General features: G+C 63.5%; 17 protein-coding genes and 3 pseudogenes. 11 read left to right on the top strand and 9 right to left on the bottom strand.

What is annotated here, in order from left to right:
* Positions 1-17 precede the first annotated feature (17 nt).
* Entirely contained in the window at positions 18-326 is a 309-nt protein-coding gene (locus MFF55_RS08785; protein ID WP_238243709.1) for a hypothetical protein, read from the bottom strand.
* Between the two features lie 523 nt (positions 327-849).
* Here MFF55_RS08785 and MFF55_RS08790 point away from each other — a divergent pair.
* The 3 genes from MFF55_RS08790 to MFF55_RS08800 all read left to right on the top strand — a co-directional run bounded on the left by MFF55_RS08790 (position 850) and on the right by MFF55_RS08800 (position 1,659).
* Positions 850-1,074: a hypothetical protein gene (locus MFF55_RS08790; protein WP_238243710.1), complete on the top strand. Its 225-nt coding sequence runs from the start codon at positions 850-852 to the stop codon at positions 1,072-1,074.
* Between the two features lie 102 nt (positions 1,075-1,176).
* On the top strand, positions 1,177-1,422 hold the full coding sequence (locus MFF55_RS08795) for a hypothetical protein (RefSeq protein ID WP_238243711.1): 246 nt from the start codon (positions 1,177-1,179) through the stop codon (positions 1,420-1,422).
* Between the two features lie 21 nt (positions 1,423-1,443).
* Positions 1,444-1,659 carry a hypothetical protein gene (locus MFF55_RS08800; RefSeq protein ID WP_238243712.1) on the top strand — a complete coding sequence of 72 codons (216 nt, stop codon included), beginning with the start codon at positions 1,444-1,446 and terminating at the stop codon, positions 1,657-1,659.
* A 913-nt stretch (positions 1,660-2,572) separates the two neighbouring features.
* Here the strand turns inward: MFF55_RS08800 and MFF55_RS08805 are convergent.
* The 3 genes from MFF55_RS08805 to MFF55_RS08815 form a co-directional block, all read right to left on the bottom strand.
* Positions 2,573-2,722, bottom strand: coding sequence for a hypothetical protein (locus tag MFF55_RS08805; RefSeq protein ID WP_238243713.1), 150 nt, complete (start codon positions 2,720-2,722; stop codon positions 2,573-2,575).
* Positions 2,719-2,910 (bottom strand): hypothetical protein, encoded by a 192-nt coding sequence (locus MFF55_RS08810; RefSeq protein ID WP_238243714.1) that lies wholly within the window; start codon positions 2,908-2,910, stop codon positions 2,719-2,721. The genes MFF55_RS08805 and MFF55_RS08810 overlap by 4 nt, the downstream gene beginning before the upstream one ends.
* 464 nt (positions 2,911-3,374) lie before the next feature.
* Positions 3,375-4,082, bottom strand: coding sequence for a sigma-70 family RNA polymerase sigma factor (locus tag MFF55_RS08815; RefSeq protein ID WP_373874758.1), 708 nt, complete (start codon positions 4,080-4,082; stop codon positions 3,375-3,377).
* Between the two features lie 505 nt (positions 4,083-4,587).
* Here MFF55_RS08815 and MFF55_RS08820 point away from each other — a divergent pair.
* The gene (locus MFF55_RS08820; RefSeq protein ID WP_238243716.1) at positions 4,588-5,220 is read left to right on the top strand and encodes a DUF1236 domain-containing protein; all 633 of its coding nucleotides are present in this window, start codon (positions 4,588-4,590) and stop codon (positions 5,218-5,220) included.
* 878 nt (positions 5,221-6,098) lie between these two features.
* A complete protein-coding gene (locus tag MFF55_RS08825) occupies positions 6,099-6,530 on the top strand; it encodes a CBS domain-containing protein (RefSeq protein WP_238243717.1) in 432 nt (143 codons plus the stop codon).
* A gap of 435 nt (positions 6,531-6,965) precedes the next feature.
* Here the strand turns inward: MFF55_RS08825 and MFF55_RS08830 are convergent.
* Positions 6,966-7,184: pseudogene (locus MFF55_RS08830) on the bottom strand (transposase); the annotation flags it as partial.
* Between the two features lie 42 nt (positions 7,185-7,226).
* Here MFF55_RS08830 and MFF55_RS08835 point away from each other — a divergent pair.
* The gene (locus MFF55_RS08835) at positions 7,227-7,628 is read left to right on the top strand and encodes a helix-turn-helix domain-containing protein (protein WP_238243718.1); all 402 of its coding nucleotides are present in this window, start codon (positions 7,227-7,229) and stop codon (positions 7,626-7,628) included.
* Between the two features lie 128 nt (positions 7,629-7,756).
* On the opposite strand, the gene MFF55_RS08840 is transcribed toward MFF55_RS08835, so the two are convergent.
* The 3 genes and pseudogenes from MFF55_RS08840 to MFF55_RS08850 all read right to left on the bottom strand — a co-directional run.
* Positions 7,757-7,981, bottom strand: coding sequence for a hypothetical protein (locus MFF55_RS08840; protein ID WP_238243719.1), 225 nt, complete (start codon positions 7,979-7,981; stop codon positions 7,757-7,759).
* A gap of 223 nt (positions 7,982-8,204) precedes the next feature.
* Positions 8,205-8,723: a catalase family protein gene (locus MFF55_RS08845; protein WP_238243720.1), complete on the bottom strand. Its 519-nt coding sequence runs from the start codon at positions 8,721-8,723 to the stop codon at positions 8,205-8,207.
* Positions 8,724-8,772: 49 nt separating this feature from the next.
* A pseudogene (locus MFF55_RS08850) lies at positions 8,773-9,243 on the bottom strand (response regulator); the annotation flags it as partial.
* A 541-nt stretch (positions 9,244-9,784) separates the two neighbouring features.
* Between MFF55_RS08850 and MFF55_RS08855 the strand changes: the two are divergent.
* From MFF55_RS08855 to MFF55_RS08870, 4 genes and pseudogenes are all read left to right on the top strand, one after another.
* Positions 9,785-9,949: a helix-turn-helix domain-containing protein gene (locus MFF55_RS08855; RefSeq protein ID WP_238243721.1), complete on the top strand. Its 165-nt coding sequence runs from the start codon at positions 9,785-9,787 to the stop codon at positions 9,947-9,949.
* Positions 9,950-9,971: 22 nt separating this feature from the next.
* Positions 9,972-10,493, top strand: coding sequence for a FecR domain-containing protein (locus MFF55_RS08860; protein WP_238243722.1), 522 nt, complete (start codon positions 9,972-9,974; stop codon positions 10,491-10,493).
* A gap of 50 nt (positions 10,494-10,543) precedes the next feature.
* Positions 10,544-12,376, top strand: coding sequence for a CHASE2 domain-containing protein (locus tag MFF55_RS08865; protein ID WP_238243723.1), 1,833 nt, complete (start codon positions 10,544-10,546; stop codon positions 12,374-12,376).
* Between the two features lie 96 nt (positions 12,377-12,472).
* A pseudogene (locus MFF55_RS08870) lies at positions 12,473-12,771 on the top strand (SDR family oxidoreductase); the annotation flags it as partial.
* A 148-nt stretch (positions 12,772-12,919) separates the two neighbouring features.
* Here the strand turns inward: MFF55_RS08870 and MFF55_RS08875 are convergent.
* Positions 12,920-14,026 (bottom strand): GAF domain-containing protein, encoded by a 1,107-nt coding sequence (locus tag MFF55_RS08875; protein ID WP_238243725.1) that lies wholly within the window; start codon positions 14,024-14,026, stop codon positions 12,920-12,922.
* A 260-nt stretch (positions 14,027-14,286) separates the two neighbouring features.
* On the opposite strand from MFF55_RS08875, the gene MFF55_RS08880 reads away from it, so the two are divergent.
* Positions 14,287-15,903, top strand: coding sequence for a GMC family oxidoreductase (locus tag MFF55_RS08880; protein ID WP_238243726.1), 1,617 nt, complete (start codon positions 14,287-14,289; stop codon positions 15,901-15,903).
* Positions 15,904-16,635 lie beyond the last annotated feature (732 nt).

The following is a 16,635-nucleotide window of genomic DNA, read 5'->3' on the forward strand; positions in this document are numbered from 1 at the left end:
CTCAAAGAGGGTCGGTATTAGCCTTCTTGATCCTCTCTCGCCTGGAACGGACGCAGCGAGTGCGCGAGGCGTTCGATGTCCTGCCGCTCCTCCTCGGATGCCTCGGCACCCTCATTGCTTTTGGCGGCATCCAATCGGCGGACCACTTGCATCACTAGCGGCGGGGTTTCCTGCCCATACTCGCTCAGCAGCAGAGACGCTTCGAGAAGAGCGAGGATGTCGCTATCCTTGACCTCACGACCCAGGATCTGCGCGTTGAGAATGCGGTCGGCGAGGAGGTCCGCCATGCGCGCAACCTGCTCCAGCCGATCATCCTTCGACGGCATGACAGTCCCTGAGGCTGTCTCGCTCACTTCAGGTAGCCTTTCGCCTTCAGGTACTTGGTGTAACGCACGGCAACGCTCCTCGGCCACTAAGCCGTCAAGCAGGGTCCGGCAGGGTACTGCGGGCGGCAAGCAACTCCAGCGTTCGTAGGATCGCGAAAGCTGCAGCCTCAGCGTCTGCCTCGCCGTCCGGCGTAGAAGGGTAGGTCGCCACCGGCTCGACCTCGTTTGAAGTCAGCGCACCCACCACGATCCTGACGACCGGGCCTTCCTGGACGGCCTCATCACGGATCAGAGCGACAGCGTACCCAGCGACGTCCCCGAACACGCGAAGCAGAACATACGCCCTGGGAGAGGATGGCGCCGATCTTTCGGAGGCCTCACTACGCCCGAAGGTTGGTCGAATCACGTTGCTCATGGCCGCATCATAGCGGGTTGGCTGATGTGGTGATGATGTTGGGGCGATGCCTGACAGTACGGCGAGCCTGCTCTTGGTTGGAGCAGGCCTGGATGTCATTCTGTCACCATGCCCTACTCGGTCGAAATCACGTTGGCTGATCTGCCCTCCTTCGATGAGGATGCCGGGATACCGATGTATCTGCTGCCCGACATGTTCGACACGATCGGCGAAGCCAAAGATGCGGCAGCCGCCCACATCGCGAGCTTGGGTCGTGACCCTATCACAGTGCTGTTTGCCATCACCGACCAGAATGGCCTGACGATCATGACGAGCGCAGACGTGAAGGAGTGATCAGTCGCTCGTCGGCATCACGCCTCTTTTCCGAGCAAGATCGAGGAGGCACATTGCCTGAGCTGTCTTGAGCGCCATGAGGCTGAGCAGGCAGGAGGCCTCATGGCGTACGTCATCGCTGGCGCAAACCTCTCAAATCGTGAGGCGCCAACCATCGCTGTCAGAGCTGAGACGGCCAAGGCCGCCCTTGCGGAAGTCACCAGCGCTGAGGCGAACGGCTACCACGTCAGGATCTCGAACTCTGAGGGACAAGAAATCTCGGTTTCCGACTTGCGAGGTCTGGCTGGCGCTGAAGGCGAGCTCGGTGCTCAGGATGCCGCTCCGGATCCGCTGAGTGGTAGCTTCTAGGCAAACCTGAGGCCGAGCGACATGCCCCACTGGCTGTTCCTTCCACTTTGTATGCTGGTGTTCTTGCCTGCCGGCGTAGCCTTCTGTGCGGAGGTCTGGCCGCTGGTGATGCGCCGACCTTTGCCCAATGCCTTCGGCGAGGATTTCCTGCTCATCACGGTCGGCGGAACGCTCCTGAGCGGCCTTGTGACGGCGATGTTGATGGCCAGCGAACGGAGTCGGCGTGTCCAGCGCTAAGCCGGGCTTAACTCAGCACGCGAAAAAGCCAACCGCGACGCGAGCCGGGCGGGCTGAAATCCCGATGTTCGATGCGAAGGTCGCGTCAGATCAGGTAGTAGGTGCCGGCCGTCTTGAAGATCTTGGCGCAGTGACCCTGCTCCACAAGGCGCGTCGTCCGCAATCACCCCGACCCTCGCAAGGTCGCCGAAGGTATGGTCCGCCACTACTGCTTCCTGCCTCCTGGCGGCATCAGCCGGTGCACCCACGCGAGAGAAATGAGTTGTTCGGCGGACTGCGCTGGCCCTTCATTGACGCAGAAGAAGCCCGGCCGCTCAGCCGCCGCGACGACGCGCAGGCCCGCAGCTCGAAGAACCTGGATGGCCTCGCGAAGTGCGAGGGTCTGGGTAGGAGTTGCCGGAACCGCTTCGATCACTGCACCGACCCCATGCCGTGCGTTTCAGCGTAGCTTAGCAGGCCTGGAGGTACTGGGGCGAGTCTGCTGCGCGCCGTTCTGGGAACGCGTGCTCGTTGTGGTCCTCGACAAGCATCGGCTCCTGACGACGCCTTAGTAAGATCAGCGCGAGAGTGTCCGTGACGATCCTGCGAGGCGGTAGTTCTGTGGTGCTTGGCCGCTACCGCTAGCGTTTACAGACTCGGTTGATTTCACCCAGGCACAGCGGCGATGCGCGTCTTCAATCCCAAAACCGGCAAGCAGATCACCATCTCGGACCGAGGGCCGCGGCAAGTAGAGGCGGATCGGCAAGCCGAAGCCTTGCGTCAGCAACCCCCTAACACCCACGTCGACGGATCAATCAACCCAGAAGAGCCTCAGCGCCTAAAGCCAAACAGCCGGTCTGAAGTCAATCAGACCTAATCACGCCTTCACCGGCCGAGCCAGCAGGATCGCCGTGCGTACCTCGCCTGCTGGCGTTCATCGAACGCGCCATCGAACGATGGCAGCGATGCCCGCGATGATGACGGCCGCGATCATCCAAACTGGTCCGCCCTCGGCAGCGTAAGCAATGGCGGCGATGAAGGCGAACAGGCCAATTAGGATGAAGGTGGTCTCCAAGCCTGTCATCGGCGCATCGCTTGAGCCGCCAGCGTCGCACTGCGAACTGCAGCCCTGACCGCAGCCTTGCCCGTCCTGCCACTGTTGAGGAACTTCTTCGCAAAGGCATGCGCGGCAATGGCAGCGGTGATGTCGACCTCATAGCCGGCACTCAGGGGCACGATCCCTGGGTCAGGCGCCGCCAGGTAAGCCGTCACGGCTGCCTCAACGTCTGCGTTGCTGATCGTGCCTGTGGAGACGAGGTGACTGACTGTGGGGTCGGGTTCCATCCGCGGTAGCTAACGCAGTCTCAGCGCAGCCAACAACAAGGCCCGCCGCGAGATCTGATCACGGGCTGGCGGCTGGAACCACCGGCTCGGAGCTGACCCGAGCATGCAGAGCTTTGCAGCCTCCTGGTGCAACCCTCACCGACCGGGGCAGCGTCGCTGCGGGCGTTCGAGTGCGGCCGGTCCAATAGGTCAACCGATCCGACCGCACTCGACGGCGAGCCGGGCAGGCCGGCGCAGCGTCGCAGCCTGCCTGATCCGACCTTAGCACCTGCTTAAACCGATGCGGCGAAGTCGGGCGAACAACTTCACTTTCGCAGAGCGCCTAAGACCGCCACGCTCGGAGTGATCTCTACCGTGAGCGGACTTAACTGTGACGGCCGAGTTGGTACACTTCAGGCTGTCAGCCGATCGTCCGCCATTCCAAGAGACCCAGCAAGGTATGCGCGCGCACGGCACACCCGGCTCTTTGCGGTGCCAACTTGGCAGCCCATGACCTCGGCTGCGGCCTCGTAGGTCAAACCTTGTGCACCCACGAGCAGCAGAGCCTCACGCTGGAGTGGCGGCAGCTTGGCAAGGGTCGTCCAGACCTGCTGCAGCTCGACGCGATGCTCCTGGGACGGCAACATGATCAGCGTGCCCGCATGAACCCCGTCCGCATCCTCGACCTCGCGCTTACGCTTCCGGCAAACACTGTAGAAGTGGTTGCGCATGATGGTGCACAGCCAAGCCATAAAGTTGGTGCCCGCCTGGAAGCTGCTCTGGTGCTGCCATGCCTTCAACAGCGTCTCTTGGAGAAGATCGTCCGCTTGAGTTGGGCTGTTACTTAGCGAGAGGGCAAACGCCCGAAGGCCTGGTAGTGCTGCCACAAGGTCACTGCGGAAGTCAGAGGTGAGTGCTATTCCGTCCGTAGCGAGGGCGGCATCGAACTGGGTGATCAGATCGAGGAAGCGGCGCGGTTGCTCCTCAACAATCAGCGAAGCGTAGAGCTCCTTCAGCTCCGCGCCGAGATGGTCCTGCACCTGCCGCGGGAGTTCGTGCGTCACAGGTAGCGACCGGTGATCCACGTGAGGGAGCGCCGCACCAACTTGATCAGCTTGCATCACCTAGTCCGCTTCCTTGCTCCACGACTGCTTCAGGGATGGTCAAGGGATCTCGTGGGAGCGTGCGGGAGAGGAATGGGGAGCGCCCCCTAACGAAGCGTGTTGCCAATCATCGACACGGCTGCCTGCGCACAGATGGCCGGCCGCACTGAAGCATCCTCATCAGGAAAGCAGCAGGCGCGCGTCCCCGGTCAAGCTAAGCACCGGACAAGGAACGCTTTTCTCTCACTGCTCGTTTCTCGCCCCCAGGTGGCGCTCACGCTAACCGCATCATCAGGCGAGCCCTGGAACACGGGAGTAAACTGCCATGAACAAGTTCCTTCGAGGTACAGCGACCGCTGCCATTCTGATGCTCGGAGCCGCAACAGCCCTGGCCCAAGGCGCTGGCGGGGGTGGCGCTGGTGGGGGCGGTGCTGGTGCAGGAGGAGGCGCAGGCGGAGTCGGTGGAGGCGCAGGTTCGGGAGGTGGAGCAGGGTCGGCTGCTGGCGCTGCCGGAGGCGGCAGCATGAATACGGGTGGTGCCGGAGCTGGCGGTGGCGCAGGGACGCGCGGTGAGACCGGCGGTGCTGGTGGTGGAGCTGGAACACGCGGTGAGACGGGCGGAGCTGCTGGCGCACGCGGCGGGGAGAGTGGTGCCGGGGCACGCAGTGGCGAGGGCGGTGCTGGTGCTGGGAGCGGCGCATCGCAGCGCGACGGTGGAGGCGAGCGTGGTGGTGCCGTCGACCGCAGCGGCTCCGGAAGAGGCTCAGAGCGAACCGGCGGCCGAGAGTCCGGTACTGGGAGGACTGACGGCGCCAATGAGCGCGGTGGCCGTGACGGGGCTGGTACTCGGGGCGAGCGTACCACCGAGCAAGGTAGCCGCACCGAAGCGCGTGGCGCTGTCAGTCGCCTCGACACTGCCAAGCGCACGGAGTTCCGGCAGACGATCACCCGCAGCGGTGTGTCGCCTGTCACCAACGTAAACTTCAGCCTGAGCGTGGGCACGGCCATTCCGCGCTCGGTCACGCTGAACCCGCTGCCACCGGCCATCCTGAGCTTGGTTCCGGCGTATCGGAGCTACCGCTTCGTCCTAGTCCGCGACGACATCGTCATCATCGATCCTGACACCTACGAGATCGTGGATGTGATCTCCGGCTGAGCGAAGCTTACTTGATGGACGAGGCTGCGTCGCTCGTCCGACGGGACCCCGGCAGCAGAATACTGCCGGGGCTTCTTTGTGCCGCGGTGTCTCAACTCCTGATCACTGACCTGCTGGCTTGTTCGTCGGGGCAGGCACGACCGGCGTGGTCGGAGTTCCTGCTGGGGTAGTCGGGGCCGCTGTACTCGCCGCAGGTGGGTTTGTGGTTTTGGGTGCCTCAGCCTTCTTCTCATCCTGACAAGCAGCCAGCGTGAGCAGGCCGACGAACGGCAACACGGTGCGCATACGCATGAGGGTTCCTCCATCTTGTTGTGAGCCTTGGGGCTAGGCCAGGTAGAACGCTGGGCGCAGTGTAAGCGTTCAGGCCCCTATGCCGGTTACGCACGAACTGCTGGAAGCATCAGTCCAGCAGGGTCTGTTGGGAAGAAGCCAAGCATTACTCTCTCGGCTGCGCGCTCCAAAGGCTGAAGGCTGCTGGTGATGTCCTATGTAAAAGGTACGAGGGATCGATTTCTAGGGCACTCACGTTTCGCCCCACGTTTGCAGGGCAGCGTAGTCAGGGTGGTGAATGGCGCAGCCAGTGATCTACAGCATCATCGACTGCCCTGATGGACGGTTCGCAGTCGAGGCTGTCTCAGCCTCCGGCTCTGTCCACTGCCGCTCTGGGTTCCTGACGCTGGCAGAGGCTGAGCAGTCCGTCGAAGACCTACGCGAGGTGATGGCCGCTTGTAGGGCTCCGCTGGCCCGCCGAGACGCCGAGCTGTCCGGCTTAAACCGGCAGGCGTTCTTCTAAGCACCGAGGCCGCACTTCTACGGCCTGTCATCACTTGGTGCACCTTGGGGTGAGGGAGCGCCTGTCACTCGCAGGAGGAACACTCATGACCGTTGCTCATATTCTTGCTGAGAAGGGCTCCTCCGTCGTCACGGTGGCACCCGAGCACACTCTCGGCGAAGCCATTCACCTCCTCGCTGAGAAGGGCATCGGTGCCCTCATCGTCACCGACGAGGACCAGAGTGTGGTGGGCATCATCTCGGAGCGCGATATCATGCGCGCCGTGGCGCATCAGGGTGCCGCAGCGCTCGATGCGCCTATCTCCCAGTACATGACCCCTGACGTCGTCACCTGCCAGCGTGAGGCCACGAACGACGAAATCATGCAGCTGATGACGGAGGCGCGCTTTCGCCATCTGCCCGTCTGCGAGAACGGCAAGCTGATGGGGGTGGTCTCCATTGGCGACGTGGTCAAACGCCGCCTTGCCGCGATCGAAGCGGAGCAGCAGGCCATGCGCGAGTACATCAACAAAGCATAATTGCGAGACTTTCCAAGCCTCACAGGAACTGCTCGTCTGTAGATCCGAGCGTTCGCAGTTCGCTCCTAAGCAAAGGCCAGTCTGCATGCCGGAGCGAAGAACGCTTCATGGGCCTGTGCCACTGCCGGTTCGTAGGCTGAAAGGAAGCCACGCGGCTTGAGAGAATTTTGCCCTCAATTCGACTGTACGCTCAATCTCGTTGTACGCCCCGCGTGTCTCGGCCCTGAGGCATGCGGAACGTCCTATCGGAGGATACGCGTTTAGCGCGCGAGTGTGACTCGGCTGGCCGAAGTGGAGCGCAGGCGAGATGACCGGCGACCCTGCATGACGTTACATTGCTGCGCAAAACTGAAATTCGCTGACGGGCCAGAGTGCGTGGATCCCAAGTCCTGCACTGGCAAGAATGGCTGCCGAGCCGTCTAGAGCGTTTTCGGTTTAATCTGGTTCGTATCCTGGGGCGGCGAAGCAGTTGGCGCACTCTGCGGGCGTGACGGTCTCGATGAGCCGCCCGATGGCCGCCCACAGTCCCTCGACGGTGCGCGCGGCCGCCTTGCGCAAGCCCGCCTTGAGCTTGGAGAAGGCCATCTCGACCGGGTTGAAGTCGGGGCTGTAGGGCGGGAGGAACAGCAACCGCGCCCCCGCGGCTTCGATCGCCGCTAGCTCCGGTGTTTCAGCCGGTCATCGCGAGGAGCTGCCATGCCAACGATATCTGCCATCGACGTCGATCGCACCGTGGGCCAGCGCATTCGGGCGCTCCGCGAGAGCAAAGGCATAAGCCAGACCACGCTCGCCACTGCCATCGGCGTCAGCTTCCAGCAGGTCCAGAAGTACGAGAAGGGCAAGAACCGCGTAAGCGCAAGCCGATTGCAGGAGATCGCCCGCGCTCTCGACGTCCCCGTCTCGGTGCTGTTCGACGAGGCTGAGGCTAGCGGAGATATGGGCGAAGCCTTCGCCTTCCTCGGTACGACCGGCGCCGTGGATCTGCTGCAAGCCTTCGCGGCTATCGAGGACGTTGGGCTCCGACGCGAGGTCCTCGCCCTCGTGCGTAGTGCAGCGCGGATCGCTGCCGATCCGGTCGAGAGCACGGAGCGAGGCTGACCACGCTATGCACTTCCGCCTCAGGTCCTATGACGCGCGCCGCTTCCATGATGGACGCGATGTTCAGATCAACAAGCCTGTCCCTGCAGGCGGCATGATCGCCGCTGTTTTCGCCTATCGCTTATCCTTCATCCAGGGTCGGGGAAGCTATTGATAAAGCGCAAGCCGTGCCAGAGATCGAGAGCCCGCCCGTCCATCAAGCCGAGGGTGAGCTGGATCGCCTCACTGTCATTTGACGCTTCAAGGGTTTTGACGCGTAGAACCCTGCCGTCTGGGTTAAGGAAGTGAACGCGATACGATAGGTGCGGTCGCGGCACCAGAACGTCCCAGTGCTGAGAGACGTGCTCGCTCATACCTGCGGTTCCTTTGTCGAGGCGGGAGCGCAAAGATCTCTCGGTCACCGAACCTCAGGATTGTTCATCCGGTGATCACAGGATACTCGACTGATTCGCTGACTCGCGAGACAGCCTATGATCGCTTTCCGCAACTCTACTGCGCGCCAAGCCGTCGCGGGCTGTAGGTGCGAACGGTATAATCGCCAATGAAATAGCCCGCCGCGGCGCGAGCCGGACGGGGTTAAAATGGCGTCGCCGTCGAAGGTGTCATCCAATCAGTGACGAACGTCGTGGCTCTTGGTCTCGAACCTTCCTCGTCGTCCCGAGGAAGGACTTGGCATCCGGGGCGATGAAGGCCGGGGCGTTGGCCATCACGAAGTCCTGGGTCTTGGCCCCCCGCCCCTGGCAGCCGCTCGCCCTCGACGCCAAGGACTTTGACAGCAAGGCCGCGGGGCGTCGAGACGCTGTCGTCGAGGATGTCGCCTGGGTTGGTGGAGAACCGCAGCACGACCTCGTGTGTCCCGGGGGTGGCGGCCAGACCCTGAGCAAGATGGGGCGGTAGGCCAGGCAAGACCTCAAGCGAACCTGTCAGAAGGCCATGCCCCTTGGCGTGGACGCCTCGGACGGCATGGCCGTAATCCTTGAGCGTGATGGTCTGTATCTTGGCGAACTGCTCGACCATGCCGGCGTGGACCTGATCCTCGTCGGCCTGCACGGTTTCCAGGGTAGGTTCGTAATGAATTGGGGATCGGGTCGGCACGAGTAGCTCCGGACAGTGGGCCGTCTCATCTCGCCGCGGGAAAACCTCGTCAGTTTCCACCTCCTAGGACAAGTCGGAGGGAGCGGGCGAGTTCGTCGCGGCGGTAAGGCTTGTTGAGGACTGGCAACTCGCCGCCGCCGATGACCTGTCCCTCATCGAGGTTAGCGACGTAGCCGGAGGTCAGCAGGATCTTGAGGCCCGGCCGCACCCGCGCCGCCTCGACGGCGAGCTGCGACCCGTTCATGCGACCGGGCATCACCACGTCCGAGAACAGGATATCGATGCGCTCGACACCCCGGAGGTGTTCCAGCGCCTCCGTGGCGTTTCGTGCGACGATTACCCGGTAGCGAAGTTCCTCCAGGCTTTCGACGGCCATGCCGAGCACCTGCTCGTCGTCCTCCACGAGCAGGACGGTCTCGCCGTCACCGGCACGACGCAGAGGCAGGTTACCGACTGATACGGTTTCCGTCTCCTCGCCCGCCGGTTCGTTGGAGCGGGGGAAGTACAGGTTGACCGAGGTGCGTCCGGCGGCAACGCCTGCAGCAGGCGGTTGCGCGTGTCCAACACGCTCATGCGGTGCTCCAGCCGTTCCCGCCAGCCGGGAGAGGCGTCTGCCTCTGTTTAGAACTAGATGATGCGACTGACGAAGGCGAGCGTCGTGGGAGTACGGAGCGGCGAGAGGCAACGCTTGGATCCTCCGCCTCGCCACCACAACCGGCGCTCTCAGAACGCCCGCTTGCGGGCCGTGCAGCCGCGCGTCTGCGGCAAGTTCGGGTCGAGGCGGAACGTCCGCTTCGGGTCGACGAGCCAAAGTCCGCTTTCCACCCATAGCCGCCGCCGGCCAACGTCTCACTTGTGTGGTTTGCAGACCTTTTCGGCTCCGGCATGATCCGGGGCATGAGGGACTGGATCCAGCACTTCCGGGAATCAGCAAAGGGATTAGTTGTCATCCACGTCTGGCGCGGCTACGGACCGACGCTCTTGATCGAATTTGGCAACCTGACACCTGCGATCGGCATACGCAGAAATGGCACTCCCCGCGCCCCTTTAACGAGCTTCAGGTGACGCAGCGGGAGCTTGCCGCTTACGTTGGCGCGGCGCGGGAAAGCGCAAACCGCGTTCTTCAGGATTGGCGTCGGTCCGGCATCATCGATCTTGGGCGATCACGCTTGAATGTGAAGTTCGCACAACGTCTGGCGGTCCTTGACAGGCCGTCCCGGATTTGAGGCGGCAGAAGGGATCCACACCATGAAAAATTTGGCACGAGTCGCGGCCGCACTCGCCGCCAGCGTCATCCCCGATATTGCTCTTGCACAGACACGCTGCACAGAAACGACACGCTTCGATCCGCCACTGCGGATCCTTCATTGCACGGATGGTCTTTCGCTCGAAACCGAGCAGTCGGCCACGCTGCGGCCGATCGATCGGAATGGCGACGGGCAATTGGAGGGAGCCGAGATTGGCGGCCGCGCTGTTCTGGTGACCTTGCCGCCCCGCTCGCGTCCCCAGAAGGGCGGCTTCCAGATCCTCACGCCCCACGCGATTGCCTCCGTGCGCGGCACGGTCTACGCCGTTGATGTAACCGCCACCAAAACAGCGGTGTTCGTGTCTCGCGGCCGCGTCGTCGTCGCGCGTCGCAACGCACTGGGCGTTTCTGTCACGCTGGCCCCGGGTGAGGGCGCCGATGTCGATGGAGATCAGGGCGCCTTGAACGTGCAGCGGTGGCCACCGGAACGAGTCAGAGGTTTGCTCGAACGCTTCGGGCGGTGAGGGCAGCTGGCCTGATGCGGGGGCGTGAGCCAATCTCGAACCGCCGTTGGATGACCCAGCGCTTCACCCTCCTTGTGTTGGCGGCCGCGCTTGGTTGGAGCGGCTGGCTCGCCCATCTGCACATCGCCGGACGGGCAACGCCTCTCGACCACCTCGAAGCGGCCATGACAGACCTGCGCATGCGGCTGGCCGGTCCGCGCACGCCTCCTGGAGCTATCGTGATCGTCGCCATCGACGACGAGATCGTCCGCCGGGAAGGAGGCTTCCCCATCTCGCGCGCAACGATGGCGCGGTTGATCGAGACGATCACCACCGCCCGCCCGCGCGCGCTCGCCGTAGATGTTCTGTTCCTGGAAGACGGGCGGCAGCCGGAGGCGGATCGTGCCCTCTCCTCCGCCCTTGCCAAAGTGCCGGCCGTGTTAGCGGCGGCGGCCGTTTTCGACGACGTCATGAACGAGGATGGTATCCCGGTCGCAACCGCCGTGCACCAGCCGATATCGGGGATCGGCGCGACCGCGCTGACGGGGCTCGTCAATGTCTCCGAGGACGCGGCGGGCGTGCCGAGGCACCTTCCTCTTGTCACCAGGACGGATAAGGGCATGGCCACGGCTTTCGTCCTGCGCACTGCGGCCCTGGCAGCCCGAAGCGATCCGGTCCTGAGCGAGGGACAGGTCCGGATCGGCTCTGCTGTCATCCCGCTCGATCTCGGCTATCATCTTCCCCTTCGCCTCTACGGGCCGCGGCGCACGATCCAGACCCTTAGCGCCGCCGCAATTCTCGATGGTACGACACCAGTCGCAGCTCTGACCGACCGCATTGTCTTAATTGGCGCGACGGCACTTGCAGGCAGCGACACCTTTGCCACGACGTTCGATCCCGTGATGCCGGGTGTCGAACTCCTTGCGACCGGTGTCGCCCACCTGACCACGGGTGACGGCCTGGTGCGCGATACACGCGTGCGGCGGCTCGACGCTTTAGCGGCCATGGTTCTCGCGGGCGCTGCTGTGCTTCTGATCGCGTTAGCTCCCCCGGTCCCAGCGACCATCCTTGTGATGCTTTTGCTGGGTTCATGGTTTGCCGTGGGCACTGTCGCTTTCAGCCGTGGCATCTGGTTGAGCGCCGCCCTCCCGCTTGCAGCTGTTGGACTACCAGCGCTTCTGTGTGCAGTGGGGCGGCAGACTCTGGATCGCCACCGAGGCGTGCGGCTGGCGCAATCGGAACAGGCCCTGCGCCAGCTGCAGCCCGCAGCACTCGCGGATCGACTCACCTGGGACCCAACCTATCTGGCTGAGCCCCTCGCGCGCGCGATCCCGGTGCTGTTCATCGATCTCTCCGGCTTCACCCGCCAGAGTGAGCGCCTTGGCCCGGTACGCACCCGCACGATCCTCAAGACGTTCCACGATCTCGTGGACGAGACCGCGTCGTCACACGGAGGTCTCGTCGTCAACTTCATGGGCGACGGTGCGATGGTCGTGTTCGGCGCACTGGATCCCGATCCGGCCTGTGCGGAAAACGCCGTGCGGGCAACCAGTGACCTCATCCGACGCACCCGGGATTGGATTGCGCGCGACCTTGAGCTGGCAGGCGCAGGACGCGCGCTCGATGTGCGCATCGGCGCCCATTACGGGCCCGCAATCCTCTCTCGCCTCGGCAGTGACACCAATCAGCACATCACGGCGACGGGCGATACGGTCAATGTCGCGAGCCGCCTCCTAGCGGTGGCTTCTGAGAGAGCGTCGCGACTCGCCGTGAGTGCCGATCTCCTGAAAGCCGCCGGTATCGATACGCCGGACGAAATCTTCGACGAGCAACAGACCGCGGCCATCCGTGGACGCGCTCAGCCAATCGAGGTTTGGCTGCGGCGCGACCCACCTCCGCTGTAACATCTTTCGAGGCAAGGTGAGCGCTCGGGTATTCGTCACTCAGATCACAGAGATCAACCACCGTTGAGGGCAGAGTGCGTTCACCTCAACAGGGCGTCCACGACCGCCTATGCGGCGGCAAATGCGGCGCTCACCAGCTACAGCAAAACTCTCTCCAAGGAGCTCGGCCTAAAAGGTGTACGGGTCAACGTCGTGTCGTCAGGTTGGATCTACACGGCAGCACCCCGAAGGAAGTTCGGAATAGCCTTCTCCGGGAGCTCGGAGGGATTCCGCTGGGGCTCCCCGCGAGTCCTGACGGGGTAGCCGAGCTCATCGCCTTCCTCGCCTCGAAGCGGGCCTCTGTCGTCCACGGCGCGGAGTGTGACATCGACGGCTGCACGACATCAACGGTGTAACCGCTTGCAAGTCGGTGGCTCGTCCGCCCGGCGGTGCGTCCCATGAGAAAGACGTGTACGGCTTTTAGGTCGCGGCTGAGGCAGAGGTCGTGATCGTCACGGTCCAAGAGAAGCACTGCCCACCAGCCGCCGGGTGAATGTGAGCTGATCAGGTTCGACTGGGCGCTTGCTGCCGCTCCGTGCGACGGAGAGAGTCGCGCAGCTGGCGCTCGGTGGCGCGGAGGCGCACCTCCGTTGAGGCCATGGCAGCCAAAGCCCGGAGCGCCTCTGCCTGTTGTGCGCCGAGCGTCCGACGCTCGAAGTCTATCACGCACAAGGAACCGACGGCATGGCCTTCGTTGTCCAAGATCGGCGCACCGGCATAGAAGCGGAAGCTGGGATCCCCCGCCACGGCGGGATTGTCAGCAAAACGCGGATCGCAGGCCAAATCCTCGACGGAGAAGACGCCCTTCTGCAGGATGCTATAGTTGCAGAAAGCCCAGCTCCGCGGCGTCTCCTGCAGTTCAAGCCCGAAGCGGGACTTGAACCACTGGCGCGTGGGTGTCAGCAGCGTAATCAGAGAGATCGGCGCCTCCAGGGTTCGGGCAGCCAGCCAGGTCAGCCTGTCGAACGCCTCCTCGGGCGCGGTGTCTAGCAGCCCCAGGCGCTCCATGGCCACGAGCCTCTGGCCCTCGTTCAGCGCGATCGGAAAGGGCAGGCCGGTCGCTGGCGAGGCAACCGGCGCGGCTTCCGCGAGCGATCGGCGCACTGATTCGAGGGCGTAATCAGGGGTGTCGAGATAAATTACCCGCCCAGTCCCGTCTGCGAATGGCGCAGGCGACCCAACGGCTAGGATCCGGCTGTGCCCCAGCGCCGGGTTTCGATCGAGACTGCGTAGGAGCGTCAGACGCTCAATGTTCCCGTCCGCGAGGTCCACGAGCACCGCGTGCGGGCGGATAGAAGCGATCGCGAACAGCGCCGTGTGCGGATCCTCGTGGATTTCCGCCGCGCACTCGGCGGTGCCCTCGAACAGTCGCCGATAGAGTGCTCCGCGATCTGGCGGCGCGACGATCACGACGGTGGCGGACGGCGACGCCCCGCCTGACGAGCGGCCTTCGATGAGGGCCTCGATGTCGCTCCGGTAGACGCGGCGGTGCCCGCCGGGCGTCTTCCAAGATGGCACCGAACCTCCCTCAATGAGGAGCTGGGCCGTCCGCACCGAGACGCCGAGCAACTTCGCCGTGTCTGCTGTGGTCAGGATCTCTCGGTCCGTCATTCCCTTGGTCCTCGTCCCCTGGCTCCTTCGTGGGTGGGTGCATGCGCGCCCGTACCGTAGGGGCCTCACTACCTTGATCGATCTCAGGACCGAAAACAAGCAGACTTGATAGATTTGATATAATTGATATTAGGAGCGCGCTTCACGGCTACGGTTCCTCCGTCGCCTTGGGGTGCGTCCATCCGAACCGCGATTCCTGCGGCGATCGGCAAGCGCCACGCGAACGATCTTCGTTCGATGCGAGAAGGAATTTTCAGATCATGAGCCAGGTCGCCTCCTCCGATGACCATGATTTCTCCTGGCGAGCGCGCGAGAACCAGGCGCGTCTGACCGCCGATCTTCAACCGGTCTACGACTTCGTCGTCTGCGGCGCTGGCGCGTCGGGCTCCGTCGTGGCCCGGCGCTTGGCTGAGAATCCCGAAGTCCGGGTTCTGCTGCTCGAGGCGGGCGGCAGCGACGAGGCCGAGTCGGTGCTCGACCCAGCCCTCTGGCCAACAAACCTAGGGGGTGAGCGGGATTGGGGGTTCCGTGCGGAGCCGAACCCCCACTTGAACGGACGCGAACTCTCACTGTCGATGGGTAAGGGGCTCGGCGGTGGCTCCAGCATCAACGTGATGGTTTGGGCGCGCGGGCACCGCAGCGACTGGGACTTCTTCGCATCGGAGGCGAGCGACCCGGCCTGGGGCTACAACAATGTGCTCGACATCTATCGGCGCATCGAGAACTGGAGAGGAACGCCCGATCTTACGCACCGCGGGAGCAATGGGCCCGTCTGGGTGCAGCCGGCCCCCGATCCGAGCCCGGTAGCGCTGGCGATGCTGGACGCGGCGCGGGAGATCGGCGTCCCGACGTTCGACAATCCCAACGGGCGCATGATGGAGGGTCCCGGTGGAGCGGCCATCACCGACATGTTGGTCCGGAATGGTCGGCGGCACTCGCTTTACCGTGCCTATGTCCATCCATGGCTCGACCGCCCGAACCTAACGGTCCTTACAGAGGCCCTTGTACGTCGCGTGACGTTCGACGGCCGTCGCGCGACAGGAGTCGACTTCGTTCACGAGGGTGAGGTGAAGGCGGTCGCCGCTCGCGTCGAGGTGGTGCTCTCGCTGGGCGCGATCAACACACCCAAGGTCTTGATGCATTCGGGGATCGGAGATCGTGCGGAACTGGAGCGGTTTGGGATCCCGGTAGTGCAGCACCTGCCCGGCGTCGGGCGGAACCTCCAAGACCACGTGTCCTTCGGCTGTACCTGGGAGTATTTGGAGCCGATCGCTCCACGAAACAGCGGCAGCGAAGCCACGATGTACTGGAAGAGCCGGCCCGAGCTCGACGCGCCCGACCTGTTGTTCTGCCAGGTCGAGTTCCCGGTTCCAAGCGATCGGACGGCAGCGCGCGGGGTGCCAGCACACGGCTGGACGATGTTCGCAGGCCTCGCCCAACCTGCCAGTCGTGGCCGCCTGCGCCTGCAGAGCGCCGATCCTCTCGCGCCGATGGTGATCGAGGCGAACTTCCTGTCGGACCCCAGCGATGTGACGACGGCACTCGCCTGCGTCGAGTTTTGCCGGGACCTCGGCAATGCGCAGGCATTTCGGCCCTTCGTGCGGGCCGAGGCCATGCCCGGCGACATATCGCACGAAGCGCTGCGCGACTACGTGCGCGACGCCGCCGTCACCTACTGGCACCAGAGCTGCACCGCCAAGATGGGGCAGGACGAGATGTCAGTGGTGGACGCACGGCTCCAAGTCTACGGGGTCGACGCCCTACGGGTGGCGGACGGATCGATCATGCCGCGGGTGACCACTGGCAACACCCAGGCGCCCTGCGCGGTGATCGGCGAGCGAGCTGCTGAGGTGTTGAGGCAGGCACACGGCTTCTAGCGTTCGCCACCTCGTCGGGATCCTAGGGATCCCGACGCAGGGTGTTGCAGCCGCGAAGGGCATGCCGGCGCCGCTCAAGGCCGCGACAGCCGATCCTCACCTTGCTGCTTGCGCAACGGCGAACGCTTCGGGGCGTATCATAATGCAGCAGGTGAGAACGATGTCCGACATATTGAGCAATCTCGTGACCGAGCTAGGAAACCCGCCACTCGCTTGAGTGGTGGCAGGACTTCCTAGGGGGCGAATCCCCGACAGCCGTGACTGAATTTCGGACAGCACTCACCTCCAGGATCGAGGTGGATAGGTGCGGGGCACGCTGAAAATAACCGTTACGGCTCAATGGCACTATTCGCCCTAGGTGCGGGGCAAATGACCTTGAACAGACACGATTATTCTAGATCTGCTCGGGGAGCCAATTCGTTTGCTAAGATGCTGTAATTATTTGGCCTTTTGAGCTTTGCCCCGCACCGGAAGTCGGCTGACCCAACAGTAAGCTTCCGCTTCCGGTTCATTGCGGAAGTCCCGCTCACGACGGCTTCGTGCCCTTAGCGGACACTGGGCTCAGGTGGGCTGAACTTCTGCTCTCGACCGATTGTGTTGAAAAACTCAGGAGGCGGTCGAAGCGGCCCCTGCGACGTAGCTCAGAGCAGAAGAGCTTTCCGCCAAGCTCCTGAAGATCTACTCGCTGGGGCAAGCGAAATTCTTTGGAATAATTGATTGATTAACGATGAC

This window comes from Methylobacterium iners (assembly GCF_022179305.1).
GTDB lineage: Bacteria > Pseudomonadota > Alphaproteobacteria > Rhizobiales > Beijerinckiaceae > Methylobacterium > Methylobacterium iners.

Coding starts and splice junctions, on each gene's coding strand:
- MFF55_RS08805 (WP_238243713.1), bottom strand. CDS start 2,722: ATGACAGGCTTGGAGACCACCTTCATCCTAATTGGCCTGTTCGCCTTC.
- MFF55_RS08880 (WP_238243726.1), top strand. CDS start 14,287: ATGAGCCAGGTCGCCTCCTCCGATGACCATGATTTCTCCTGGCGAGCG.
- MFF55_RS08795 (WP_238243711.1), top strand. CDS start 1,177: ATGGCGTACGTCATCGCTGGCGCAAACCTCTCAAATCGTGAGGCGCCA.
- MFF55_RS08815 (WP_373874758.1), bottom strand. CDS start 4,082: ATGCAAGCTGATCAAGTTGGTGCGGCGCTCCCTCACGTGGATCACCGG.
- MFF55_RS08820 (WP_238243716.1), top strand. CDS start 4,588: ATGAATACGGGTGGTGCCGGAGCTGGCGGTGGCGCAGGGACGCGCGGT.
- MFF55_RS08825 (WP_238243717.1), top strand. CDS start 6,099: ATGACCGTTGCTCATATTCTTGCTGAGAAGGGCTCCTCCGTCGTCACG.
- MFF55_RS08840 (WP_238243719.1), bottom strand. CDS start 7,981: ATGAGCGAGCACGTCTCTCAGCACTGGGACGTTCTGGTGCCGCGACCG.
- MFF55_RS08865 (WP_238243723.1), top strand. CDS start 10,544: ATGACCCAGCGCTTCACCCTCCTTGTGTTGGCGGCCGCGCTTGGTTGG.
- MFF55_RS08785 (WP_238243709.1), bottom strand. CDS start 326: ATGCCGTCGAAGGATGATCGGCTGGAGCAGGTTGCGCGCATGGCGGAC.
- MFF55_RS08860 (WP_238243722.1), top strand. CDS start 9,972: ATGAAAAATTTGGCACGAGTCGCGGCCGCACTCGCCGCCAGCGTCATC.
- MFF55_RS08800 (WP_238243712.1), top strand. CDS start 1,444: ATGCCCCACTGGCTGTTCCTTCCACTTTGTATGCTGGTGTTCTTGCCT.
- MFF55_RS08875 (WP_238243725.1), bottom strand. CDS start 14,026: ATGACGGACCGAGAGATCCTGACCACAGCAGACACGGCGAAGTTGCTC.
- MFF55_RS08790 (WP_238243710.1), top strand. CDS start 850: ATGCCCTACTCGGTCGAAATCACGTTGGCTGATCTGCCCTCCTTCGAT.
- MFF55_RS08835 (WP_238243718.1), top strand. CDS start 7,227: ATGCCAACGATATCTGCCATCGACGTCGATCGCACCGTGGGCCAGCGC.